The sequence below is a fragment of the Nostoc sp. C057 genome, assembly GCF_013393925.1.
GTDB lineage: Bacteria > Cyanobacteriota > Cyanobacteriia > Cyanobacteriales > Nostocaceae > Nostoc > Nostoc muscorum_A.
Genome location: NZ_CP040281.1, coordinates 3,358,666 through 3,381,809 on the forward strand (window position 1 = coordinate 3,358,666; position 23,144 = coordinate 3,381,809).

At 42.7% G+C, this 23,144-nt stretch carries 22 protein-coding genes and 1 tRNA gene; 12 read left to right on the plus strand and 11 right to left on the minus strand.

Annotation, left to right across the window (positions count from 1 at the left end; genetic code table 11):
• Nucleotides 1-117 precede the first annotated feature (117 nt).
• From FD724_RS14610 to ilvD, 3 genes are all read right to left on the minus strand, one after another.
• Nucleotides 118-1,110 (minus strand): phosphonate dehydrogenase, encoded by a 993-nt coding sequence (locus FD724_RS14610; RefSeq protein ID WP_179073117.1) that lies wholly within the window; start codon nt 1,108-1,110, stop codon nt 118-120.
• 202 nt (nt 1,111-1,312) lie between these two features.
• On the minus strand, nt 1,313-1,762 hold the full coding sequence (locus FD724_RS14615; protein ID WP_179073118.1) for a glyoxalase/bleomycin resistance/extradiol dioxygenase family protein: 450 nt from the start codon (nt 1,760-1,762) through the stop codon (nt 1,313-1,315).
• A gap of 98 nt (nt 1,763-1,860) precedes the next feature.
• Nucleotides 1,861-3,549: a dihydroxy-acid dehydratase gene (ilvD, locus tag FD724_RS14620; RefSeq protein WP_179073119.1), complete on the minus strand. Its 1,689-nt coding sequence runs from the start codon at nt 3,547-3,549 to the stop codon at nt 1,861-1,863.
• A gap of 105 nt (nt 3,550-3,654) precedes the next feature.
• Here ilvD and FD724_RS14625 point away from each other — a divergent pair, with 105 nt between their 5' ends.
• A complete protein-coding gene (locus FD724_RS14625) occupies nt 3,655-4,572 on the plus strand; it encodes a LysR family transcriptional regulator (RefSeq protein ID WP_179073120.1) in 918 nt (305 codons plus the stop codon).
• A gap of 87 nt (nt 4,573-4,659) precedes the next feature.
• On the opposite strand, the gene FD724_RS14630 is transcribed toward FD724_RS14625, so the two are convergent.
• Nucleotides 4,660-5,031: a hypothetical protein gene (locus FD724_RS14630; protein ID WP_179073121.1), complete on the minus strand. Its 372-nt coding sequence runs from the start codon at nt 5,029-5,031 to the stop codon at nt 4,660-4,662.
• 553 nt (nt 5,032-5,584) lie between these two features.
• On the opposite strand from FD724_RS14630, the gene FD724_RS14635 reads away from it, so the two are divergent.
• The 9 genes from FD724_RS14635 to FD724_RS14675 all read left to right on the plus strand — a co-directional run bounded on the left by FD724_RS14635 (nt 5,585) and on the right by FD724_RS14675 (nt 16,065).
• Nucleotides 5,585-6,718, plus strand: coding sequence for a substrate-binding domain-containing protein (locus FD724_RS14635; RefSeq protein WP_179073122.1), 1,134 nt, complete (start codon nt 5,585-5,587; stop codon nt 6,716-6,718).
• A 629-nt stretch (nt 6,719-7,347) separates the two neighbouring features.
• Nucleotides 7,348-8,313 (plus strand): nitrogenase iron protein, encoded by a 966-nt coding sequence (gene nifH, locus FD724_RS14640; RefSeq protein WP_179073123.1) that lies wholly within the window; start codon nt 7,348-7,350, stop codon nt 8,311-8,313.
• Between the two features lie 371 nt (nt 8,314-8,684).
• Nucleotides 8,685-10,079, plus strand: coding sequence for a nitrogenase iron-molybdenum cofactor biosynthesis protein NifE (gene nifE / locus FD724_RS14645; RefSeq protein WP_179073124.1), 1,395 nt, complete (start codon nt 8,685-8,687; stop codon nt 10,077-10,079).
• Nucleotides 10,079-11,389 (plus strand): nitrogenase iron-molybdenum cofactor biosynthesis protein NifN, encoded by a 1,311-nt coding sequence (gene nifN, locus FD724_RS14650; RefSeq protein WP_179073125.1) that lies wholly within the window; start codon nt 10,079-10,081, stop codon nt 11,387-11,389. The genes nifE and nifN overlap by 1 nt, the downstream gene beginning before the upstream one ends.
• Before the next feature lie 554 nt (nt 11,390-11,943).
• Entirely contained in the window at nt 11,944-12,285 is a 342-nt protein-coding gene (locus FD724_RS14655) for a hypothetical protein (protein ID WP_114081563.1), read from the plus strand.
• Nucleotides 12,286-12,428: 143 nt separating this feature from the next.
• Nucleotides 12,429-12,599, plus strand: coding sequence for a YetF domain-containing protein (locus tag FD724_RS14660; protein WP_179073126.1), 171 nt, complete (start codon nt 12,429-12,431; stop codon nt 12,597-12,599).
• A 209-nt stretch (nt 12,600-12,808) separates the two neighbouring features.
• A complete protein-coding gene (gene dnaK, locus FD724_RS14665; protein WP_179073127.1) occupies nt 12,809-14,698 on the plus strand; it encodes a molecular chaperone DnaK in 1,890 nt (629 codons plus the stop codon).
• A 105-nt stretch (nt 14,699-14,803) separates the two neighbouring features.
• Nucleotides 14,804-15,769: a DnaJ C-terminal domain-containing protein gene (locus tag FD724_RS14670; RefSeq protein ID WP_179073128.1), complete on the plus strand. Its 966-nt coding sequence runs from the start codon at nt 14,804-14,806 to the stop codon at nt 15,767-15,769.
• A complete protein-coding gene (locus tag FD724_RS14675; protein WP_114081567.1) occupies nt 15,766-16,065 on the plus strand; it encodes a chaperone modulator CbpM in 300 nt (99 codons plus the stop codon). The genes FD724_RS14670 and FD724_RS14675 overlap by 4 nt, the downstream gene beginning before the upstream one ends.
• 295 nt (nt 16,066-16,360) lie before the next feature.
• Here FD724_RS14675 and FD724_RS14680 read toward each other — a convergent pair whose 3' ends face one another.
• From FD724_RS14680 to FD724_RS14705, 6 genes are all read right to left on the minus strand, one after another.
• The gene (locus tag FD724_RS14680; RefSeq protein WP_179073129.1) at nt 16,361-17,566 is read right to left on the minus strand and encodes a glutathione S-transferase family protein; all 1,206 of its coding nucleotides are present in this window, start codon (nt 17,564-17,566) and stop codon (nt 16,361-16,363) included.
• An 87-nt stretch (nt 17,567-17,653) separates the two neighbouring features.
• A complete protein-coding gene (locus tag FD724_RS14685) occupies nt 17,654-17,902 on the minus strand; it encodes a hypothetical protein (protein ID WP_179073130.1) in 249 nt (82 codons plus the stop codon).
• On the minus strand, nt 17,877-18,053 hold the full coding sequence (locus tag FD724_RS14690; protein WP_179073131.1) for a hypothetical protein: 177 nt from the start codon (nt 18,051-18,053) through the stop codon (nt 17,877-17,879). Before FD724_RS14690 ends, FD724_RS14685 begins: the two co-directional genes overlap by 26 nt.
• 83 nt (nt 18,054-18,136) lie before the next feature.
• Entirely contained in the window at nt 18,137-19,333 is a 1,197-nt protein-coding gene (locus FD724_RS14695) for an acyl-CoA dehydrogenase family protein (protein ID WP_179073132.1), read from the minus strand.
• 300 nt (nt 19,334-19,633) lie between these two features.
• Nucleotides 19,634-19,707 (minus strand) — tRNA-Val (locus tag FD724_RS14700).
• Between the two features lie 478 nt (nt 19,708-20,185).
• Nucleotides 20,186-20,791, minus strand: a complete 606-nt coding sequence (locus FD724_RS14705; protein WP_179073133.1) for a TetR/AcrR family transcriptional regulator — start codon at nt 20,789-20,791, stop codon at nt 20,186-20,188.
• A 122-nt stretch (nt 20,792-20,913) separates the two neighbouring features.
• Between FD724_RS14705 and FD724_RS14710 the strand changes: the two genes are divergently transcribed.
• On the plus strand, nt 20,914-21,357 hold the full coding sequence (locus FD724_RS14710) for a YdhR family protein (protein WP_179073134.1): 444 nt from the start codon (nt 20,914-20,916) through the stop codon (nt 21,355-21,357).
• A gap of 49 nt (nt 21,358-21,406) precedes the next feature.
• The gene (locus FD724_RS14715) at nt 21,407-21,856 is read left to right on the plus strand and encodes an SRPBCC family protein (RefSeq protein ID WP_179073135.1); all 450 of its coding nucleotides are present in this window, start codon (nt 21,407-21,409) and stop codon (nt 21,854-21,856) included.
• A 67-nt stretch (nt 21,857-21,923) separates the two neighbouring features.
• Here FD724_RS14715 and devC read toward each other — a convergent pair whose 3' ends face one another.
• Nucleotides 21,924-23,099 (minus strand): ABC transporter permease DevC, encoded by a 1,176-nt coding sequence (gene devC, locus FD724_RS14720; RefSeq protein ID WP_179073136.1) that lies wholly within the window; start codon nt 23,097-23,099, stop codon nt 21,924-21,926.
• Nucleotides 23,100-23,144: the final 45 nt, after the last annotated feature.

Consider the following 23,144-nt stretch of genomic DNA (forward strand, 5'->3'; position numbering starts at 1 on the left):
TAATGTTCTGTGTTTTCTGGCCTAAAATCTTAGCAGTTGAGACATGGGGTTTGTTCTTAATATAAGTTCGTTTTGGTTGAGCAATCTTTGGGCCTCTTGGATGGCGGCGAAAAGCTCTCAGCTTGGACAATTGATTGCTCCTTGAGGACAATGACCTTGTAAAGCTTGTAAAATATTTTGAGATGCTTCTATAGCAATGTCATATCGTAAATCATCCACCGCAGATCCTAAATGGGGAGTAAAAAAAGTTTGGTCTTGTTTCTCTAACAGAGATGGAGGAATTTTCGACGGGCGATCGCTACGCGCCCAATCTTCTAGTTCAAACACATCAGCTGCATAACCCGCTAAATATCCAGAGCCTAAAGCATCGCTCACCGCTTGTTCATCAACTACTGAGCCGCGACACGGATTGATTAAGAAACTCCCTGGTTTCATCCGTGCTAAAGATGTCTCATTTATCAAATGAAACGTTTCTGGTTGCAGAGGAACCATCAGCACAACAAAATCACTGGTTGCCAATAGCGTATCTAGAGAAACTTGTGACAAACACCAAGCTGCTGCTTTTTCCTTGGGTAAAGGCATCGCATCGCTGTAAATTAAGTTCATTTCAAAACTGGAAAGCCGTTGAGCAAGAGCTTGCCCCAGACTCCCCATACCAACAATTCCCAGTGTTCGGTTTGCTAATCCCACGCCGTATAGATGGGGCCGCCAACCTGCAAACTTGCCTTGACGAATTAAGCGATCGCCTGGCAACATCTGACGGGCTAACCCGATGATCAGTCCAATGGTCAACTCAGCTGTTGGCACAGCCAATAAGCTAGGCACGATGGTGAACCAAACACTTTGACGAGTGCAGGCATCAACATCAAAGTTATCGTAACCTTTCAATGCTCCGGCGATAATCTTCAATTTTGGACAAGCTTTCAGAAACGCCTCATCGATTTGATCTGGCATAAAAACCATCAAAGCTTCAGCGTCCTGCGCCAACTTGAGAATTTCTTCACGCGGTAAAGTCTCTCTAGTTGGATTTGCAACTACCTCACAATATTCACTTAAGTTTGTAATAATTTCTGGATGAACCCAGTGGGTAATTACAACTTTAGGTTTCATCAGCAACCTCCTAGTCACCGTAAGGCGGAATTAAAAATTAAAAATTAAAAACGTTTTTTACTCACTGTATCAAAGCCAATGTGTTGACGATTAAGGCTTGATTGAACTAAGGAGTCTCTTAATTCTGTTGTGATTTGAACAAGAAAGAGAGAGGTTGTCCACTTTCTTGTTCAAGTCATACTTACCTAGTTGGGATGCCAAGTTAGACTTCTTCTTTGCTGTCAAACAAGACTTTAATTCGTTGTTCGATCTCTTCGGATGAAACATCCTCTTGATGAGTCGCAATCCACCAATAATTTCCGTTTAGGTCTTTCACAGCCGCATGGCGATCGCCCCAAAATTCATCATTTGGCTGCATCATTGAGATAGCACCTGCTTTGAGAGCATTGTCATAAGTTGTGTCCGTATTCTCAACATATAGGTAAATAGAACTTGGCATCGGCTTAAATTCACACCTTGCTTCACTCACCATTATTACTGAGTCGCCAATTTTGACTTCAGCATTCATGATGCTACCTTCTGGATGTAGGGTACGACGAATTTCCTTGGCTGCAAATCCCTGTTTGAGAAACTCGATTAGGGTTGCTGCTCCTTCGACAAAAAGATACGGTGTAACAGTATGATAACCGGATGGAATAGGTTTAACTGCCATAATTGTTGCAGAGATAAGCTAGTACAAATGTATTGTAGTTTAGGCTAACTACATTTTCTGCAATCTTAAAACTCTGTATCAATTACCCGATCTATATATCATTTGAACAAATCCAAATCTGTTACAGCCCCAAGACTGCTAGAAGATACCAGTTTGGCATATTTCGCCAACACGCCTTTGGTGTAACGTGGAGCGGGGGGTTGCCAATTAGCACGACGACGGGCCAATTCTTCTTCGGAGATATTCAACTGCAATGAACGAGCAGGTGCATCAATCGTAATACTATCGCCTTCTTCTACAAGAGCGATCGCACCACCCACTGCGGCTTCTGGAGCAACATGACCAACCACCATCCCGTAAGTACCGCCAGAAAAGCGCCCATCGGTAATTAATCCCACCGCATCACCCAAACCAGCCCCGATAATTGCGGAGGTGGGAGCCAACATTTCTCGCATTCCAGGGCCACCCTTAGGCCCTTCGTAGCGGATAACCAAAATATCACCAGCTTGAATTTTACCCGCCAAAATTGCATCTAAAGAAGCTTCTTCCGACTCAAACACCCGTGCAGGCCCAGTAATTACTGGTTTTTTCACGCCAGTAATTTTGGCAACAGCCCCTTCCGTTGCCAGATTACCTCTGAGGATGGCTAAGTGTCCTTGAGCATACATTGGGTTACTCCAAGTCCGAATCACATCTTGATTGGCGGATGGTTCTTCGGGGATGTCTGCTAATATCTCTGCAATGGTTTGCCCGCTAATGGTCAGGCTATCACCATGCAATAAGCCATGCACGAGTAGCATCTTCATGACTTGGGGAATGCCACCAGCTTTGTGCAAGTCTGTAGCGACATATTTACCACTTGGTTTTAAATCACACAAAACAGGAACACGGGCGCGGATTGTTTCAAAGTCATCCAGGGTTAACTCTACATTAGCGGCGCGAGCGATCGCTAAAAAATGCAATACGGCATTGGTCGAACCACCCACCGCCATAATCACAGAAATGGCATTCTCTATAGATTTGCGGGTGATAATTTGGCGAGGTAAGATTTGTTTTTTGATGGCTTCGACTAACACAAAGGCTGATTTTTCGGTGCTGTCGGCTTTTTCGGCATCTTCGGCTGCCATTGTGGAAGAATAGGGCAAACTCATTCCCATTGCTTCAAATGCTGAAGACATGGTGTTAGCTGTGAACATTCCCCCACAGGAACCAGCGCCAGGACAAGCGCGACTTTCGACTTCTAATAATTCTTTGTCGTCAATTTTTCCAGCGCTGTATTGACCAACAGCTTCAAAAGAACTGACAACGGTTAAATCGCGTCCGTTGTAGTGACCGGGTTTAATTGTGCCACCGTAAACGAATATTGCAGGGATATTCATCCGGGCGATCGCTAGCATTGCCCCTGGCATATTCTTATCACAACCCCCAATGGCTAGTACACCATCCATACTTTGTCCAGTACAGGCGGTTTCAATGGAATCGGCGATGACTTCCCGCGACACGAGGGAATATTTCATCCCTTCTGTTCCCATCGAAATCCCATCGCTGATGGTAATTGTGCCAAACATTTGTGGCATCGCTCCGGCGGTTTTAATCCCCACCTCTGCCCTTTGCGCCAGTTGATTTATCCCCATATTGCAGGGAGTGATGGTGCTGTAACCGTTGGCTATACCGACAATGGCTTTGTTGAAATCTTCATCTTTAAAACCAACTGCACGCAGCATGGCTCGATTTGGCGATCGCTGCACTCCTTGCGTTACAACTTGGCTTCTCAAATTCTCCGACATAGTTACATCATCCTCTAACTTGCATGTATGAGTATCATAGATAGCAACTTTTGAGATGTCCAATATATATTTATGAATATTTGAGACTTATAAAATATCAAAACTATGGAACTGCGACACCTGCGCTACTTCATTGCTGTAGCTGAAGAACTGCACTTTAGTAGAGCCGCAGAGCGACTTCACATTGCTCAACCGCCCTTAAGCCAGCAAATTCAGCAGCTAGAAGCAGAATTAGGGGTGGAACTTTTTCAACGCAAAACCAAACGACAGGTGCAGCTAACGGAAGCCGGACAAGTATTTTTGCAAGAAGCTTATCAGTTGTTCGCTCAACTATCCAAGGCAATTGATCTGACTCAACGGACAGGTAGGGGTGAGAAAGGACTACTACGAGTAGGTTTCACGAGCTTGGTAACTTACGATTTGCTGCCTGTGATTTTGCGGCGGTTTCGAGAACATTTTCTAGAGGTGGAGTTAGTATTACAGGAATTAACGACAACTCAGCAAGAACAAGCGCTATTCAATCGCCGCATCCATGTAGGTTTTGCCCATCCACCTTTAGAAGACAACACTTTTAATCAAGAATGTATTCAGCAAGAAGGACTAATTTTAGCTTTGCTAGAAACTCATTTCTTAGCCAGACAAGAAAATATTTCAGTGCGATCGCTAAAAGACGAAAATTTTATTATGTTCCCCCGCCATTTGGGCCCCGGACTTTACGATCAAATCCTGAGTCTTTGCCAGCAAGGAAATTTTAGCCCAAAAGTGACTCAAGAAGCAATTCAAATGCAGACAATTATCGGGCTAGTGTCAGCAGGAATGGGGATTGCGATCGTACCGTCTTCTTTGCAAAATCTTCAAAGGGCTGGTGTAGTTTATCGCACTTTAGAAGAAAAAACACCATTAGTAGAAACGGCTGTAGTGTGGCGACAAGAGGATATGACACCTGTTTTACGAGAGTTTCTACAAATTGTCAGAAGTGTCTGTGGTGAATTAATCAGTGAAAAAGGCGATCGCCTCCATTAGATTGCTTTGATGTAACAAAGCTGCGGTGAAGATTGGTAATTACGGTTTTTCCAGATAGAAGATTGCACAAAAATCTGTCGATAATAGCTAGAGTTCTTGTTCTTGAGTGACAATCCACAACAAGTCTAACCACAACTGGGGATAAGCTTGCTTGAGATTTGAGAGTGGATCGCGCATCAAGTTATTGGCATTCAAGCAAACAACCTCAACTAGACCCAAATATTCTGCTACTTCTCTAATGAGATTTTTTTGTTCTACGACAGCACTAATTAGTCTATCAGGGCAGTAAATTCCAATGTATTTTGCATGACGGATACACGTTTTTATATTCACTCTTGTTAAGTGAGGATGAGGATTTATCACCTTCACATAACATTGGCTTAACAGTTTCCATACCTGTGGGTGAGTGTGTTCAATAATTACGTTAAATTGCTGGGTTAAGTCTTCTTCAGTAATCATTGCTTTCTTCCTAAGAATAGTAATCTCATGTCATCTATCATCTGTTGCATACTTTGGTAAATACCTAATTGTGCAACCAATTAAAACAGCAATTCTTTGCTGATGCTATGTGCATATTCACTCTAGTCAAATTGGTAATTTTTAGTCAGGGTAAAATTCATCCCCAAGTACGAAATTGATTGGTATGTTTTCTACGGCTTTTATTACTCGTCTATCAAGCATCAAAGCTGAAAATAATCTCTAAAACTGTATCAAACGCTACTTCTACCAATAAAATTGGTAAATTTCTCTTACTAGACAAATGCTGTGTTTATAGGAATTTGGGGCTTTTGAGCGATAATAGCAGCTAAAAAACAACCAATTGCAAAAATAATTTGCGCTTCGCAAGCAAACTTGCAATTTCTGTGATAGTCTTTTTGTATAGGGAATCAAGATAGCGAAAGCACAAAAAGTCGTCAGAGAGAAATGATATAAACTCAAAGACCAGACTTTCGCCTTGGCAGATGCAATGTTTAAATCCGCTACGGCTTTTTGAAACTAAGAGACAAAGCCAATGAAGCAGGATAGTGATCTCCGTAATAACTTGAAGTCGATTAGAACTCGCTTAGGTATGAGCCAACAAGATTTGGCTAACATCGCTAGTGTGACTCGTCAGACTATTAGTGGTGTAGAGTCGGGATTATATGCTCCCTCAGTTGCCATAACACTTCGCTTGGCCAAAGCGCTTGGCTGTCAAGTTGAGGATCTATTCTGGTTAGAGCGTGATTTACCTGAAATCGAAGCCGTCCTTGCCAAACCTGCTCCTAACGGTCAGCAACTACGAGTTAGCGTGGCTCGTGTAGGAGGACAATGGATAGCTTATCCCTTGATTGGTAAGGATGCTTTTCGTCAAGATATGATTCCGGCTGATGGAGAAGGTACTAGCCAAATAGGTACAAGTAAAGTTCGAGTCAGGCTACTAGACGATAATCTCGACACACTTCACAACACCGTTGTGATTGCTGGTTGTGCCCCTGTGATTTCACTATGGGCAAGAGCCACCGAACGCTGGCATCCCCAACTGCGAGTCCAATATAACTTCGCCAATAGCATGGCTGCATTGCACAGTCTATGCAGAGGTGAGGCGCACATCGCTGGGATGCATTTGTACGATCCTGAAACTGGTGAGTATAATACTCCCTTTGTTCGAGATGTTCTGGCTGGGAGGGAAGCAGTTCTGATTACCCTTGGTGTTTGGGAAGAGGGACTTTTGTTGAAGCCTGGAAACCCTATGGGAATTAGAACAGTGACTGACTTAGTTGCTGGGGGAGCGACTATTGTTAACCGTGAAATCGGTTCTGGTAGTCGGATGCTTTTGGAACAAACACTCCACAAAGAACAGATACCATTCGATGCTGTTCAGGGCTTTGACAATGTATTCAAAAGTCACCAGGACGTTGCCCAAGTTGTAGGATTAGGAATTGCTGATGCTGGTATGAGTACGGCATCTGTAGCTACCGCTTTTGGGCTGGGATTTATCCCTTTACATCAGTCACGATATGATTTGGTGATTCTCAAGGAATATTTAGAAGAAGCACCTGTACAGCAATTGCTCAGTACTTTGGGACATCGGATGGTTCACTCACAATTTGAAATTCTCGGCGGTTACGATATCAGCAAAATCGGGGAAGTTGTAGCGACTGTTTAGAGTGGATTGCAATGGTTGGTTGTGTGCTTAAAGGAATACTTGGCGTAAATTGAAATTCCTGCTGCAACCACTCTTTAGGTATGAGCAACCTTCAGAGAATTACAACAACTGATAATGCTGAATTCGTAATTTTTCCAGCTTGGAATATGTAGCTTTCTTTTTTCCAATTGGTACTACTACCGCTAAAGAAATCATTTGAGTGAGCGGATGGTAATACTTGCAATATTCCTCGAGTGATGTCTTATTGCTCTAGCCATTAGTCAGAAAAAACAATGACTAATGGCCAACGAAAACTTACCAAAACTTGAATATGTTCTGGATTCGGGCCAGGGCGAACGCACGGGATTTCTGAAACCCTTGCTGGGCAAGGATCTTGATGAAAAAATAGGCTAAATTAAAAAACGCCAAAACCCTTGCTATTAAAGGATTCTTATACTTTAGATGCGTTTGCCCTGGGATTCGGGCTCTTTTTGCTGTAGAACGAGCGCCTCCAACAACGTTCTACATAAAGCCAGTGCTGTAATTTTACAATGCGAGTACCTCCGGCACAAAGTGCGTAGTTTACCGCCGTAGGCATCGCTTCATGAATCGACAGACCCACTAAACAAACAATTGCAGGATAAATTATCATGTCCGACGAAAAAATTAGACAGATTGCTTTTTACGGTAAAGGTGGTATTGGTAAATCTACCACTTCCCAAAATACCCTAGCTGCGATGGCAGAAGTGGGTAAACGCATCTTGATTGTCGGATGTGACCCCAAAGCTGACTCTACCCGATTGATTTTGCACTGTAAAGCCCAAACCACAGTATTGCACTTAGCTGCTGAACGGGGCGCTGTGGAAGATATTGAACTCGAAGAAGTGGTAATAACTGGCTTCCGAAATATCAGATGTGTAGAATCAGGTGGGCCAGAACCTGGTGTTGGTTGCGCCGGTCGGGGTATCATCACTGCTATCAACTTCCTTGAAGAAAACGGCGCTTACTCAGATGTAGATTTCGTATCCTACGACGTGTTGGGCGACGTTGTGTGTGGTGGTTTCGCTATGCCAATTCGTGAAGGTAAAGCCCAAGAAATCTACATCGTTACCTCCGGTGAAATGATGGCGATGTTTGCAGCTAACAACATTGCTCGTGGCGTTCTCAAATATGCTCACACTGGTGGGGTACGTTTGGGTGGGCTAATTTGTAACAGCCGCAAAACTGACCGGGAAGATGAACTGATTAGCACCCTTGCAGCCAGATTAAGTACCCAGATGATTCACTTTGTCCCCCGTGACAATATCGTGCAACACGCCGAATTGCGGCGGATGACAGTGAACGAGTATGCACCCGACAGCAAGCAAGCTCATGAATACCGTACATTAGCAGACAAGATTATCAACAATACAAATCTCGCCGTTCCCACACCCATCGAGATGGATGAGCTAGAAGATTTGTTGATTGAATTCGGTATCCTTGAAAGTGAAGAAAATGCTGCGAAACTAATTAGCCAAGTAGACGCAGCTAAAAAACAAGAAGATGTTGAAGGTGAAGCACTAGAAGCACTCAAAAAAGGAAACGTAGAAATAGTTTCCGGTAGCGAGAAGAAGTAAGCTTATTCTTCAGAATCAGGTGCTAAATACAAAGTAAATATTAGGTGGGCTATTCTCGCCCACCTTCTCACCAATCATTTAAAATGGAGGTAGTCGAATAGCTAATCTTAACTCTGCGCGTTTCTTTTTCACCGTGTTAACACTAATCAACTAACGTGTACAGGACAACATTAATAATTTAATAGTCTAGTTCATGTTTTTGTTTTCTCCTTCTCTAACCTAGATGATGTTTATGTTTTAGGGGATGGTAAATTCTCTTTCTCTTTCCCTTTTATCCATCTTTAGATACCACGGTGAATAAATGAAAATCCTCCTCAGCCTTTGGGAATTCAGCTAATATCTAAAAATTTCTACCTATTGTCACCAAACAAATGAATCCCACGCCAGGAAAAACCAACGATTCACTCAGTGACTCTAATTCTGAAGATGCTCGTCAGCAGCAGATACAAAAGAAAAAAAAGTCTTCCACACAATTACCCCAACCTGGAACTACTCAAGGGAGTTGCGCTTTTGATAGTGCAATGATTACTCTTGTACCAATCACTGATGCTGCTCATGTAGTCCACGGGCCAAGTGGCTGTGCTGCCAGTATTTGGGGAAGTTACAGCAGTCTCTCATCTGGTTCGATGCTGTACAAGATACGCTTTAGCAGTGACATCGATGAGAACGATATCATCTTCGGTGGAGCCAAAAAGCTGTACAAAGGCATTTTAGAATTACAAAGACGCTACAAACCTGCGGCGGTATTTGTTTATTCCACTTGCATCACCGCTTTGATTGGGGATGACATCGAGGGAGTTTGCAAAGATGCCACCGAGAAAACAGGAATACCCACTATCCCTGTACATTGCCCTGGATTCATTGGGAACCAAAATTTGGGCAACCGTGTTGCTGGTGAAGCAATGCTTTTACACGTTATTGGAACAGATGAACCAGATACAACTACACCTTATGATATCAACCTAATTGGTGAATACAATATTGCAGGTGCAATATGGAATGTTCTACCGTTGTTGGAGAAATTAGGTATTAGAGTTTTGGCAAAAATTACAGGCGATGCTATCTACAAAGAAGTTTGCTATGCCCATCGCGCCAAACTTAACGTGCTACTCTCCTCCAAAGCACTAATCAATATGGCTAAAAGGATGGAAAAACAATATGGCATTCCTTATATTGAAGAGTCTATTTACGGGATAGAGCAAATCAATCAATGTCTAAGAAATATTGCTGACAAGTTGGGTAATTATAGTTTACAAGAACGTACAGAAAAGCTAATTGCAGCAGTCTCTTCTGCAATAGATGAAAAACTCGCTCTTTATATCACCCAATTACAAGGTAAGCGGGTTCTCCTTTCTGTTGGAAGTTTCAAGAGCTGGTTGATTATCTTTGCTGCTAGGAAATTGGGAATGGAAGTTATTGCTATTAGTACTAATAATAATACTGAGGAGGATAGAATTAGAGTCAAAACTTTGCTGGATCAAGATGGCATAATTCTAGAGCAAAATAGTCCTCAAGAAATTTTACAGATAATTAACGCAAATCAAGCTGATATGTTAATTGCTGATAAACACCATCAAGACACCTCTCTTACTGCTAGGATTCCATTCCTAGACGTTAATCAAGAACGCAACCATGCCTATGCAGGCTATATGGGAATTTTAGAGGTAGCACGAGAACTCTATGCTGCTTTTTACACCCCTGTGTGGGAGCAAGTATCTCAACCAGCCCCGTGGGAAACAGGAAATTCTCCAGAGGAGAACATCTAATGGCGATTATTAGCGTTACGAGTACATCTGTTGCAGTTAATCCCCTCAAGCAAAGCCAGACTGTAGGTGCAGTTTTAGCCTTTTTGGGGTTAAAGGGAATAATGCCTTTGTTACACGGTTCACAAGGCTGTACTGCTTTGACGAAGGCAGTATTAGTACAGCATTTCCGTCAGACGATTCCCCTTTCCAGTACGGCAATGACAGAAGTTGCAACCATTTTGGGTGGCGAGGAAAGGGTTGAACAAGCAATCTTGACTTTGGTGCAGAGATCCAAGCCAGAAATTATCGGTCTTTGTAGTACTGGACTCGTGGAAACCAGAGGCGATGATATGGGGCGCTTTGTTAAAGAGATTCGCCACCGTCACCCAGAACTGGATTATTTACCAATTGTGCTTGTCTCTACACCTGATTTCAAAGGTACATTACAGGATGGCTTTGCTGGCGCAGTCGAAAGTATAGTCAGGGAAATTCCCCAAAAAAGCTCCAAGCAAGATGCTTGTCCTACACAAATCACCATTTTAGCGAGTTCTGCTTTCACACCAGGGGATGTACAGGAAATCAAAGAGATTGTCACCTCTTTTGGACTTGAACCTATTGTTGTACCTGACCTTTCTGGTGTACTAGATAGTCATATAGAAGATTCTTCTAGTGCCATTAGCTGTAATGGCACTACATTGGCACAATTGCGCTCAATTGGCACTTCTGTATTCACTTTGGCACTAGGTGAGAGTATGCGAGGTGCAGCGCAAATTTTGGATCGGAGATTCAATATACCCTATGAAGTATTTAGTGAACTGACGGGACTACTAGCAGTAGATAAATTCTTGCAAGCATTGGCAGATATCAGTGGTGTCAGCGTACCGGAGAAATACCGCCGTCAACGCCGTCAGCTAAAACATGTGATGTTGGAGAATCACTTTTACTTTGGCTGCAAGCGAGTTGCTTTGGCGCTGGAACCGGATTTACTTTGGTCAACAGTTTCTTTTTTGCGATCGCTAGGAGTTCAGATTCACGCAGCAGTAACAACAACACGCTTTCCTCTGTTAGAAAAACTGCCGATTCCTAGCGTCACTATTGGCGATTTGGAAGACTTTGAACAACTGGCGGTTGGATCTGATTTGCTGATTACCAACTCTCATGGAGTAGCGATCGCTCAACGCTTAAAAATTCCTCTCTACCGTCAAGGGATTCCTATTTGTGACCGCTTAGATCACAGTCAATTTACCAAAGTTGGCTATCGAGGTACTATGCAGTTTTTGTTTGATATTGGCAATCTGTTTTTAGAGGCTGAAGCAAAGATTAAGCACTAAACAGATTAGCAGTTATTGTCTCGATTCATCCAAGCAAAGGTTATCGGCGAATCCAGTATTACTCTCAACAGAGACTGAAGCTTTTTTACACTACAGCCCTAATTATTGCTTACCAAAATCAGGCATAAGTCCATATATTAACCTTGGAATGGCAAGAGTTTTTACCCTAGCACACAATCAATCGTGAGGATTTTGCTTCCAAGGGCGCAACTGAACTAGAGGTGCTGATTCAGGGAATTTTTGACAAACGCCGTTTCCTAGAGCAAGTATTGCACTTGATAGTGTTAAGACTTACGCACGAGTAACGAAAAACGTAGACACAAAGTGGCTTGCCGCAGGCTACCGCAGAGGTCACTGAGGAATGAGAGTTTTAAAGGGTTTTTGCGTAAGTCCTAAGTGTTTAAAAAATGGAGGTAGCATTAGTAAAAAATTGCTTCGCCAACCTTTTTTTACTACACAATACTCCAAAAAATCTTCGTGCTAAGTAAGGCTGGTAAATCCTGAGTTATCAGTGATTAATAGAAAAACTAATTCACAATGCCTAATTTCGTGTTATGAATAAATCCCTTCTTCCCGCAGATGATCTGCCTCCAACTGGAGCAACTATACTTAACGAGTTATTTTACAGGCAACTAGAAGAAGCTACTTGTAGGCGATTTTATCAAGCCTGTTCCCCACTTATGCGAGTTTTACTATCAAATTGTCACTGGTATTTCAAAATAAATACTAGTCCTCTGATGTTAATCATTATCTGCTATGACATAGAAAGCTATCTGCATATTGTTGATGCTATTCCACAGTTCATCAAACAGTTGAAGCAATTTTCTAACAAGTCCAAAATTCAGCTTTTTACACCAGATAATAAAGGAGAACCTTGGGAAATAGAGATTGAATAAATATCAGATGAATCAACAGTTGGGGGACAATATCAACTGGCTATTAGTACTACCTCCAGCTCTCTGTTGAGCCGTGCAATTAATGGCTCGACACGATTTTTGGGAACCATAGGTGTAAGTTTTGTGCTGGTGGGTATTTTGGTTTGATTAGCGATCGCTCCCACAGTTTCCGTCAAATCATCACTGGTAACTCGCTAATTCTAATTCAAGATGGCGAAATTCAATTAAATAACCTGAAAAAAGCCCATGTTAGCCAAACTGATTTGATCGCATCTTTACGCAGCAACGCTCACTTGTCCGATCCGAATGTATAACTCACAACGTTAATGCCAAAAATATATATACTGGATACTTTTTTGTCTTTCTATCGGTTGATGCACAGAAAATTTCTGAATAGTTTCCTTAAAGAAGAACAAGACAATCTGTCGGAGAACTATTAGTTACAAGTTGAGCTTTTAATACTACTGAAGTTTCTTATAACTACAATCAGCAGCTCAAAATCTGATGAGAGGAATCGAAAGTTATGGCAAAAGTTGTTGGAATTGATTTAGGGACAACTAACTCTTGTATTGCAGTCATCGAAGGCGGACAACCACTCGTGATTGCGAATGCAGAAGGACAACGCATCACTCCCTCTGTAGTTGCATATACAAAAACAGGCGAACGTTTGGTTGGTCAAATTGCTCGACGACAGGCGGTAATGAATCCAGAGAACACGTTCTACTCGGTCAAACGGTTTATCGGACGCAAACACGATGAAATCACCCACGAAGCGAGTGAGGTTTCTTACAAAGTCGTTCGTGATAGCAATGGCAACGTCAAACTCGATTGTCCGGCGCTCAAAAAACAATTTGCACCTGAAGAAATTTCCGCTCAAGTTTTGCGAAAACTTACAGATGATGCCAGCAAATATCTAGGAGAACCCATTACGCAAGCAGTCATTACTGTGCCTGCTTACTTCAATGATTCGCAACGACAAGCAACCAAAGATGCAGGCAAAATTGCCGGGCTAGAAGTACTCCGCATCATTAACGAACCTACGGCGGCGGCACTTGCTTATGGTTTAGACAAAAAGGGCAATGAAACAATCTTAGTCTTTGACTTAGGGGGCGGCACGTTCGACGTTTCGATTCTAGAAGTTGGAGAAGGTGTGTTTGAAGTCAAAGCCACGAGTGGGGATACCCATTTAGGCGGTGACGACTTTGATAAAAAGATTGTTGATTATGTTGCAAATGATTTTCAGCGCCACGAAGGTATTGATTTACGCAAAGATAAGCAAGCCCTGCAACGGTTAACTGAAGCCGCAGAAAAAGCCAAAATTGAACTCTCCAGCGCTACCCAAACAACGATTAATCTCCCCTTCATCACGGCAACTCAAGAGGGGCCAAAGCATTTGGATATAACCTTAACTAGGGCGGAGTTTGAGAAACTCTGCGCTGACTTGCTCGATCGCTGCCGCATTCCAGTTGAGCAAGCTCTCAACGATGCCAATCTGAACAATGCCAATCTTGATGAAGTTGTCCTAGTAGGCGGTTCCACCCGAATTCCCGCTGTGCAACAACTCGTTAGACGCATCACAGGCAAAGATCCAAATCAGGGAGTGAACCCGGATGAAGTAGTTGCTGTGGGTGCAGCAATTCAGGGTGGAGTACTGGCGGGAGAAGTGAAGGATGTGCTGCTGCTAGATGTAACACCGCTTTCTTTAGGGGTGGAAACGATGGGCGGGGTGATGACAAAAATTATTCCCCGTAACACGACGATTCCGGTGAAGAAATCCGAGACGTTTTCAACCGCCGCCGATGGCCAGTCGAATGTCGAAATTCATGTTCTGCAAGGAGAACGGGAACTTGTGGCAGACAATAAGAGTTTAGGTACGTTTCGGCTCGATGGCATTCCTCCAGCTCCGCGTGGAGTACCTCAAATTGAAGTGACATTCGACCTCGATGCAAATGGGTTACTATCGGTAACTGCTAAAGATCGTGCCACTGGTAAAGAACAATCGATTACAATATCAGGCGCTTCAACGCTGGATAAACGCGATGTGGAACGCATGGTACGAGATGCAGAAACTCATGCCCAAGAAGATCGCCAACGCCGCGAGCAAATCGACACCAAAAATAATGCGGACTCGCTGGTTTATCAGGCAGAAAAACAACTGCAAGACTTGAATGGTCGAGTTTCTCAAGCAGATAAAAGTCGGGCGCAACAATTGATTGACGAGTTGCGATCGGCAATTGAGCGAGAAGACTACGAGCAAATGCGATCGCTCACTACCAATCTTCAACAAGCACTCATGCAAATCGGTAGCGCCGTTTACGCCCAAGCTAACGCAGCAACTAGCAATCCTAATCCAAGAAATCAGCCAACAGGACAAAACAATGACGATGTGATTGATGCCGATTTTGTTAGCTAAAGCCTGCATTACAACCACTGGAGACTACCGACTTTCAACAACTCAACAATGACACTGACAAAAGACGTTCCGAGTGCAGAATAGTCGGATTATAAGTATCGAATCATGCCAACTGCAAGTGATTTCAAAGATTATTACAACATTTTGGGAGTTAGCAAAACTGCAACTTCTGACGAAATTAAGCGAGCTTACCGCAAACTTGCCCGCAAATATCATCCTGATGTGAATCCCGGCAATCCAGAAGCCGAGGAAAAATTCAAAGACATCAATGAAGCCAACGAAGTTTTATCAAACCCAGAAAAGCGCGAAAAATATGACTCTTTTGGGCAGTACTGGAAGCAAGCGGAGGTTAGCGGTACTTCTCCTAGAGGAACTAGCACCTATGCAGATAATTTTGGCCAATATAGCAACTTTGATGACTTTATCAATGATTTGCTGGGTGGTTTAGGGGATAGGACAAGAACAAAACAAACTTATTACCGCACCTCGACTAGGCAGCCTGATGACTTTGGCTCATTTCGCAGCCAAGCACCAGCACCCGATACCGAAGCTGCGATCGCACTTTCCTTCTCGGAAGCGTTTCATGGCGTTCAAAAGCGGTTGCAGTTGGATGATGAAACCATTAACGTTCGGATTCCCGCAGGTGCTAAACCGGGTAGTCGAATTCGCATTAAAGGTAAAGGTCGCTCTAGCCCTTTTTCTCAACAGCGAGGTGATTTGTATCTCACAATCGAGGTGCTTCCCCATCCGTTTTTTCAGTTTTCGGGTGACAACTTAACCTGCGAAGTTCCTATTCGTCCAGATGAAGCGGTCTTAGGCGCTCAAATTCAAGTACCAACACCAGAGGGTAGCGTCACATTGAGCGTTCCGAAAGGCGTGCGTTCCGGTCAATCGCTGCGGTTGCGAGGAAAAGGCTGGACGCAACCAAAAGGCGGGCGAACTGACCTAATTGTGAAACTTCAGATCGTGTCTCCGAAAGAGTTAAGCAAAATTGAGCGGGATTGCTATGAAAAGATTCAGGCTAATAGCAGCTTTAATCCACGTACTGCATTACAAGGAGTAACGTTATGAGCGAGTTTAGCCTCTCCAGTACAGTTGTTTCCCATGAAGGCGATCGCCTTTATACGTTTGAGTATGCAGCCTCTGTTACCCAAACTTCAACGATTGTAATTGAGCAATTTGTGCAACTCGGATTGATCGAACCGAAAGGCTCAATGCTACACTCACGAGAAATTGCGCGAATTGCTCAAATCCAACGCTTGCGTCAAGATTTGGGGCTAAATCTCGTAGGCGCAGCAATGGTCATGGATATGGCTCAAGAAATTGCCCAGTTACGGGCACAGCTAAAAGCGTTGCAGCCTTCTTGAAAAACATCACCCAATACTCAGAGGTGAAAAAGTTGGCGCGATCAAAATCTTAACAAGTTACTCAAGATTGGCTCATTTTTGAGAGCTACGGTGTACACACATCTTTCTAGAAAACTAAAATCGTCGTAGATCCCCCTAAATCCCCCTTAAAAAGGGGGACTTTGAGAGCTTTTTGCTCTGCCTTAAAAAGGGGGGTGGGGGGATCAAAAGCCTGTGGCGCAACACTTAAAGACTTGTGTGTACACCGTAGTTTTTAAGAGAAAGGAGCGCGATCTGGCAGGATGAGTGCTGAATCTTACTTGATGACAAAGTTAGACGGGTCTTGATCTCGTCGATGCTTAGTGGGAATGGGGTCTGGCTGCCCATCACCTGCAAGGGCTGCGGTTTTTTCCAGGGATTCCCTCAATCGCTTGGCTGCGTAGATGGACATATCTCGCGGTACATTAATGCGATCGCGCAAATATCGGAGAGCGACATCAGCTCCCGATGGAGGTACACAGTCTTCACCTGTCATCATGTGTGTTAAAGCACAACGTAGCGCTTGATCAAACAATTTATCATCTAAGGGGTTGACTCGGATAATATTGATGCGATGCTCGATGGTTCGCTTAAGAGCTTCCATGCGGGAGTTTTCGGGTTCTGGATAAGCAACATCTGGTAGCCCAAACCAGGGGCCATTATCCACCTGTGCTTTATTGAGAAGCATCTGGGTTTCGCCGTTTTCCCAACAGCCCCCCATTTGGGGCGGCAAATCATGTGCGTGGGTGTGAAAGTCACTCTGGGTACCGCAGTAGGTCGGTCGGGTTTCCATTGCCGCAAACCATGCGCTCAAGTGGGAGTTTTGCGATCGCAGGGAGTAGCCCTTGTAGTAGTAAAGGCTCGCATTCATCCGTTCGAGATATGGCGTAAAAATGACATCGACGATGCCAAAGCTATCTAGAAAGTAAGGGCTTGGGGTGCGGCCCAGAGCCTCCTCGACCATAGCCACCACTGCGATAAATTGTTCTCGGTTGCGTTGTTCTTGTTGAGAGGAACCGGCTTTAGAGCATAGCCAAGCGCACCAGGCTCTAAATAATAGTCGTTCTAATTGACGTAGAGGAAGCACCATGCGGTCTTCCATCCCTTGGTTCAATGGAGCAAAAACCTTTTCCAAAGCGATCAAAATGTCATCGCTTTCCTTAATAATCCGTCCATCTAGCTCGATCACAGGGAGCATTCCTGACGGTACCTTACGTTTGTACCAACTTTCTTTCTCCCCGTAGCAGAACATTGTCACTTTTTCGATGCGGTAGGGGATCTGTTTTTCCTCTAACCATAACCAAACTTTTTGACAGTAAGGACACCAGGCATGGTTATCACGGTACAGCGTTACCCGCACATCAGATTCTGGCTTCCCAAACAAGCGCAACCGGGCTTTAGCATTGGTGAGACCATTAACGGTATCTATTTGATAGTCCGTAAGGGCTTCTAGTTCTTCCCAGCTTAAGGGTGCGGTAGTCATAGGGTGAGTTGGGTAGGAAAATACTTAGGGCAATTCTATACTCTACAATATTTTCAATTACACCAAGGCTTAATTTAACCGACAGGTTCACCCATCAATTCTTTCCACTTCTTCTTGAAGAAAAAGTTGAAGTGAAGATGCCACGTTCAAAAGTTCTGGCAATTTGGCATAACTTTTCTCTGAATTGCCGTTTAAATGAGATATCAACAGAACAGACAAATCGCCAGTTGTTGACCCAACGCTGTAGAAGAACTCAGCAGCCAACCCACAGCGCTCGGTCATCGCTTCACCACAACTGGCTAGTAATGTACTAGAAAATACATAGGAAATGTTCAAGGGCGATACCCGAACACTTGTGTACAATGCCTGCAACGCCGGGTAATTTTATGGCGATCGCTACTCCATCGTTTCTGATGCCCCCATATACTAAAGAATTAGAACTTTTGTAGATTTTGTCTTGGATGGCAATACCAGGTAGAGCAACCATAGAGCTTTTCTGGAGAGTATGATCTGGTATATCTCAAACTCTACAGCAATTCTCATTATGAGAATTGTTGCCCCACTCCTCCACTACTTGACTTTCAGTGCCGACTTCCCTAATGACTGACAAATAACATCGTTTTGTGGTGTATGGATGCGGCTGCACAGAACGTCACGGTAGTGTCGCTCTAAAGGATTTCTTTTTAACATACCAGGATTACCAGTTAGTTCCAAGGCAATCTCCACAGCACGAATTGAGTTAGTTGTAGTAAGGTATTTAACAGCTTGTGCCTGTAATCCGACGTTAGGATCGTAATCGCCCCGATCAATATCTTGAGCCAAACTATAAATTAATCTATTGTTAGCAAATAGCAGTGCTTCTATTTCACCTACGGCAGTTTGGAAGCGTGGTAGAGTTGCTAGCGGTTCTTTGAGATTAGAAGGCGATCGCTCCCAAAGATATTTAACCAGCCAGTCTCGCGCACTGGTAACCACACCGAGATATAAAGCGCTCACTGTCAAACTGCCCCAAGTGGAAATCAGTGGATCAAGTGATGGCGCAGCAGATATGGGACTGATATTCAGGGCGTACTCTAAGGGAATTAATACATTCTCCAAAATCAGATCGTGGCTGCCTGTAGCTCTCATCCCCAAGTGATCCCAGGTTTCGACAATTTGCAAACCGGGCAAATCGCGCGGAACCAAAAAATTGCCAACTTGTGGTTCATCTTCAGTTGTCCGCGCCCAAACTACAAAGTAACTGAGGATGGGACTACCCGTAGTGTATTGCTTGTGGCCTGTTAAACGCCAACCCTCTGTTGTCCGTTCGGCAATTGTGGCAGGTAATCCGCCTCTAGCTGGGGTTCCTAACTCTGGTTCAACACGGGCGGCATTGATCAGGGCAATGCCTTCAATGGATTCACGACACAACTTTTTATATACTTCTGGATGCCAGCGACGGCTACGGGCTGCATTGGCATGTTGGAGATAGTGCATCGTCAGTACTAGCGCAGTTGAAGCATCGCCACGTGCTATCCCTTCAATGACTCGGCAGATAGTTGATAGCCCTAAACCCTCACCACCTAATTCACGGGGAATGGTGAGGCTGAGTAATTTTGCCTCAGACAAAGCTGTAAAATTCTCGAAGGGAAAGGAACCCTCTTTATCGTGTGCGCCTGCACGGGTGGCAAAGTCTTTAGCTAGAGCCTCAACCTGGTCGAAAATATTGGGGATTTCTAAGCTTTTGGTTACAAAGGTGTCTGGCAGTGCTTGCTCCAACTGTGACATAAATACTCCTTTAAAGCTCACTTTACTCTCATCCCACAAAAAATTGATGTTCCTGCAAACTTATATAGGACTTATTTTAACCCTCTCTCTAGTTACCAAGAATTGGGAGCGATGCCTGCGACGGGCTTCTCTACAAGACGCTACGCGTAGCTTACTTCCACGAAGTGGTACGCCTACGCATCTGTGGTAAAATATAGGTGCTGGCTAGCTACAAATGTTTCCACTTGCTGGGATTGCAATACACCATGAACCAATTTGGTTTTGTTGTACATTCAACAATTCGTGAATGTATAACAAAAATGGACGTAACTGGATTCGAACCAGTGACCTCTACGATGTCAACGTAGCGCTCTAACCAACTGAGCTATACGTCCTTAACCACACGAGTATTGATAGTAGCATATACTTTTACGATCGCACAAGATAAAGACCCAAGCTTTTTTAAGGGGGTTTTAGATTTTGAGTGCGTAATACCAATTCTCTATGAAGATGCATAGAATAAAGCTTCATGGATGAAATCATAACTTGTCAAACAGGAGATTAACTCGCAAGGCATTTGAGCTAACTCATTTTGAACCCGTAAATTGATATCTTTTTTCGCCGATTTACTCACCCTCAATTGTTTAATTCCAAATTTTAGAGATACTTGCACCATCTCTGAAACTAGCTTTTTCTCTCATTTTTTCTCGTAATAAATACGCGAACAGTTTCTTCTTTACCTCACCCCCTATTTTCTCTTAACCGAGCAGTATTGGAACGAGTCTCACCTCAATTTATGATCAAAGTCACAATTGCGTAACATAACTGTTCTTATTGGCAATAGACTCTTCATGAGAAGAGCGGTTGGTTACTTCATCTGGCTAATCCATTCAGCAACAGCGTCACAAATGTGGATACTACCTCTTGTGCTGATTTTTTTTCTGGAAGTATAATCTTTGATTCATAAGCAATAGAAATCGCTGCTACGCCATGTACCAATGCCCAAATTGTTTTGGTTATTTCGTGAGGATTGCCCGCAATCAGCGTTCCGTCTTTCTGTCCTGCTTGGACAATTTTAAATAATTGATCTAGGGATGTCTGTGAAACCTCGATCAAACTCGGATATTTCTCTGGATTGTAGTAACAGAACATTACTTGTAAATGATTTGAATGCTCTAAGGCGAAGTTGACGTATGCACTGCTAGCAGCAATCAACTGTTGCTTGGTATCTTTATTAACTTCCTTTATTGCTGTTTCTACTTGCGCTGACAGCAACCGAAAACCTTCTTCTGCGATCGCTGCTAAAACCGCCTCTTTATCTGCAAAGTGCATATACGGAGCGTTATGGCTGACTCCTGCTCTTTGAGAAATCTTCCGCAAACTCAAACTATGAGCGCCTTCTTCTGACAGAAGTTCTGTTGCAATTGCAATTAATTTGTTACGTAAATTACCGTGATGATATTTATCTTTTGGTTTCATAGGTCATATTGACAGTGACAATATTTAATGTCATATTGGCAATGTCAATATAGTACTTTTTCACGACAGTTTTGTCCTTCGTGTCTCAAATGTTGCCAAATCTCGATCAAAAGGCAAAAAATATGCTAGGGAGATTGCTTCGCTTGATGTTTGTGGTTGGTACAGTTGGGCTAGCAGGATCTTTTGCTGGTGCGACGAGTGTCACTTCGCAAAATTTATTGGCTGAAAATCAGACAAATCCATCAACTTCTAGTCGTATCCTTCAGATTAATTTCAAATACAACAACTCCACGTCTGACTTTAGAAAGCAGATGAAGGATGTTGCGCCTCGTATCGCCAAAGCACCAGGACTACGCTGGAAAATTTGGTCAATTGATGAAGGTAACAAAGAAGCTAGTGGGTTTTATCTGTTTGAAGATGAAAAATCTCTGAACAACTATGTCGAAAATATTTTCAATGTTGGAATGAGAAATAACTCAGCAATTAGTAATATCGTAGTCAAAAAGTTCAATATTCTTGAAGATCCTACGATCGTTACACGAGGCCCTATCAGTCAGCTTAAATAATCTCAAAAACTTGCATACTGCATTGTATCTAACCAGATGAGAGAGTCATATGAAGTTTAGCAATACTGTCACAACGTTTGCCACACCTGAAAAAATTTGGGCGATTTGGACTGATGTAGATAATTGGTCAGTATGGGATACCGAACTGTGTGATTCATATCTTGAGAGTCCTTTTAAGCTTGGTGCGATAGGTAAATTAACACCGAAAACGGGTACAACTTCTAAATTTACAATTTCGCAGTTTAGCCCAGGTAAGAGTTATACATTCACAATTCAGTTACCATTTTGCAAGTTAAATGTACATCGCTACTTGAGTATCTATGCAGATAGTACATCATTTACTCATGAAGTGTCATTTAAAGGAGCTTTGGCATTTTTATTTGGTTGGCTTCTCGGCAAAAAGTTTAAAAAAGTTTTACCGAGAGTGATGGAGAATATCAGGGAAATAGCTGAAGCTAAAAGTATTGGACAAGGTTACTTAGAAAAAACAGCAGACTAATCTATTTCACATTAATCACAATGCGTATAAATCCTGTAGAGATGTTGCATTGCAACATCTCTACTAACTAAAAAATATCAGCCGGATCTGCTTGTTTGAGTTTTCTCACAGCTGTTGCACCCGAAACAAAACACATAATAACAGTTGCTATCAGCACAAAACCAGCTCTATCTATTGTCATTACAATAGGTAGAAGTGTTGCCTTTTTAGCAAATTCATACTGAATTATAGAAATTAAAAACCCCGGTATGTAGCCTAAAATTGCAATTAATAATGCTTGCTGTAAAACTATAGATAAAAGGTATCTTTGTTGATAACCAATTGCTTTTAAAGTGGCATACTGGGGTAAATGTTCAGAAACATTGGTATAGAGAATTTGATATACGACTACAATACCGACAACAATTCCCAATCCTACCCCTAAGTTAAAAATAAATCCAATAGCTGTACTAGTTTGCCAGTAATTTTTTTCAAAAGCAATCAATTGTTCTTTTGATAATACTTTTACATCTTTAGGTAAAAAGGTTTTTAACTTTTTTGTAAACTCTTGGGCATCATATCCTGGCTTTAATTTGATTAAACCAATATCAATTAATCCTTTATAACGAGAGCTAAAAATCCTTAAGAAGTTAAGATGACTGGTGACTAAATTTCCATCAGAACCAAAAGATGTACCTAGATTAAATAGGCCAGCTACTTTAACCCGGCGATTTGAAGAACGGTTACCAATTTCTGTTTCTACATTACCTTTTTGCTCAAAATCTGCAACCACAGGCCCGAATTCAGCGCGAGAACTGCGGTCAAATAAAACCACATTTGGAATTTTTAGTTTGTTGATATTTTCCTCAACTCCAGCAAAATCTACGACCTGATAGCGAATATCAAAACCAATCACAAAAATATTTCGCCAATAGTCTTTAGTTTCGGGATTTTTCCATTGACCAAAGCCTAAATATATCGGTGCAACATAATTAACTTCTGGAAATGCTAGAGACTGAGATAAACGTCGTTCTGGAAAACTTTCCATAGCAATTAAAGCTGTAGAACGAGGACTAATCAAAAAACAATCCCCTTGCAAGCCTTGGTGCAAACGAACAGCACTGTCAAATAAAGCATCTCGGATGCCTAGTTGGACGAAGACAATTACTACAGCAAAAACCACTCCTAATAAAGCAATAATTAATCTGGCTTTCTGATATCTAAGTTGCAACCAAGCTACTGGTATTTTTTTGCGAAGTATCATATTTATATTTCCAATTTAGAACAGGGTAAAAAATAGCTAATAATG

Excerpts from the sequence above, each read along its gene's own strand:
- FD724_RS14625 (WP_179073120.1), top strand. The coding sequence starts at position 3,655 with ATGGAACTGCGACACCTGCGCTACTTCATTGCTGTAGCTGAAGAACTG.
- FD724_RS14705 (WP_179073133.1), bottom strand. The coding sequence starts at position 20,791 with ATGAAACCAAAAGATAAATATCATCACGGTAATTTACGTAACAAATTA.
- ilvD (WP_179073119.1), bottom strand. The coding sequence starts at position 3,549 with ATGTCGGAGAATTTGAGAAGCCAAGTTGTAACGCAAGGAGTGCAGCGA.
- FD724_RS14630 (WP_179073121.1), bottom strand. The coding sequence starts at position 5,031 with ATGATTACTGAAGAAGACTTAACCCAGCAATTTAACGTAATTATTGAA.
- FD724_RS14610 (WP_179073117.1), bottom strand. The coding sequence starts at position 1,110 with ATGAAACCTAAAGTTGTAATTACCCACTGGGTTCATCCAGAAATTATT.
- FD724_RS14670 (WP_179073128.1), top strand. The coding sequence starts at position 14,804 with ATGCCAACTGCAAGTGATTTCAAAGATTATTACAACATTTTGGGAGTT.
- FD724_RS14695 (WP_179073132.1), bottom strand. The coding sequence starts at position 19,333 with ATGTCACAGTTGGAGCAAGCACTGCCAGACACCTTTGTAACCAAAAGC.
- FD724_RS14710 (WP_179073134.1), top strand. The coding sequence starts at position 20,914 with ATGCTAGGGAGATTGCTTCGCTTGATGTTTGTGGTTGGTACAGTTGGG.
- FD724_RS14615 (WP_179073118.1), bottom strand. The coding sequence starts at position 1,762 with ATGGCAGTTAAACCTATTCCATCCGGTTATCATACTGTTACACCGTAT.
- FD724_RS14675 (WP_114081567.1), top strand. The coding sequence starts at position 15,766 with ATGAGCGAGTTTAGCCTCTCCAGTACAGTTGTTTCCCATGAAGGCGAT.
- FD724_RS14690 (WP_179073131.1), bottom strand. The coding sequence starts at position 18,053 with ATGGTTGCTCTACCTGGTATTGCCATCCAAGACAAAATCTACAAAAGT.
- nifH (WP_179073123.1), top strand. The coding sequence starts at position 7,348 with ATGTCCGACGAAAAAATTAGACAGATTGCTTTTTACGGTAAAGGTGGT.
- dnaK (WP_179073127.1), top strand. The coding sequence starts at position 12,809 with ATGGCAAAAGTTGTTGGAATTGATTTAGGGACAACTAACTCTTGTATT.
- nifE (WP_179073124.1), top strand. The coding sequence starts at position 8,685 with ATGAATCCCACGCCAGGAAAAACCAACGATTCACTCAGTGACTCTAAT.
- FD724_RS14655 (WP_114081563.1), top strand. The coding sequence starts at position 11,944 with ATGAATAAATCCCTTCTTCCCGCAGATGATCTGCCTCCAACTGGAGCA.
- devC (WP_179073136.1), bottom strand. The coding sequence starts at position 23,099 with ATGATACTTCGCAAAAAAATACCAGTAGCTTGGTTGCAACTTAGATAT.
- nifN (WP_179073125.1), top strand. The coding sequence starts at position 10,079 with ATGGCGATTATTAGCGTTACGAGTACATCTGTTGCAGTTAATCCCCTC.
- FD724_RS14635 (WP_179073122.1), top strand. The coding sequence starts at position 5,585 with ATGAAGCAGGATAGTGATCTCCGTAATAACTTGAAGTCGATTAGAACT.
- FD724_RS14680 (WP_179073129.1), bottom strand. The coding sequence starts at position 17,566 with ATGACTACCGCACCCTTAAGCTGGGAAGAACTAGAAGCCCTTACGGAC.
- FD724_RS14715 (WP_179073135.1), top strand. The coding sequence starts at position 21,407 with ATGAAGTTTAGCAATACTGTCACAACGTTTGCCACACCTGAAAAAATT.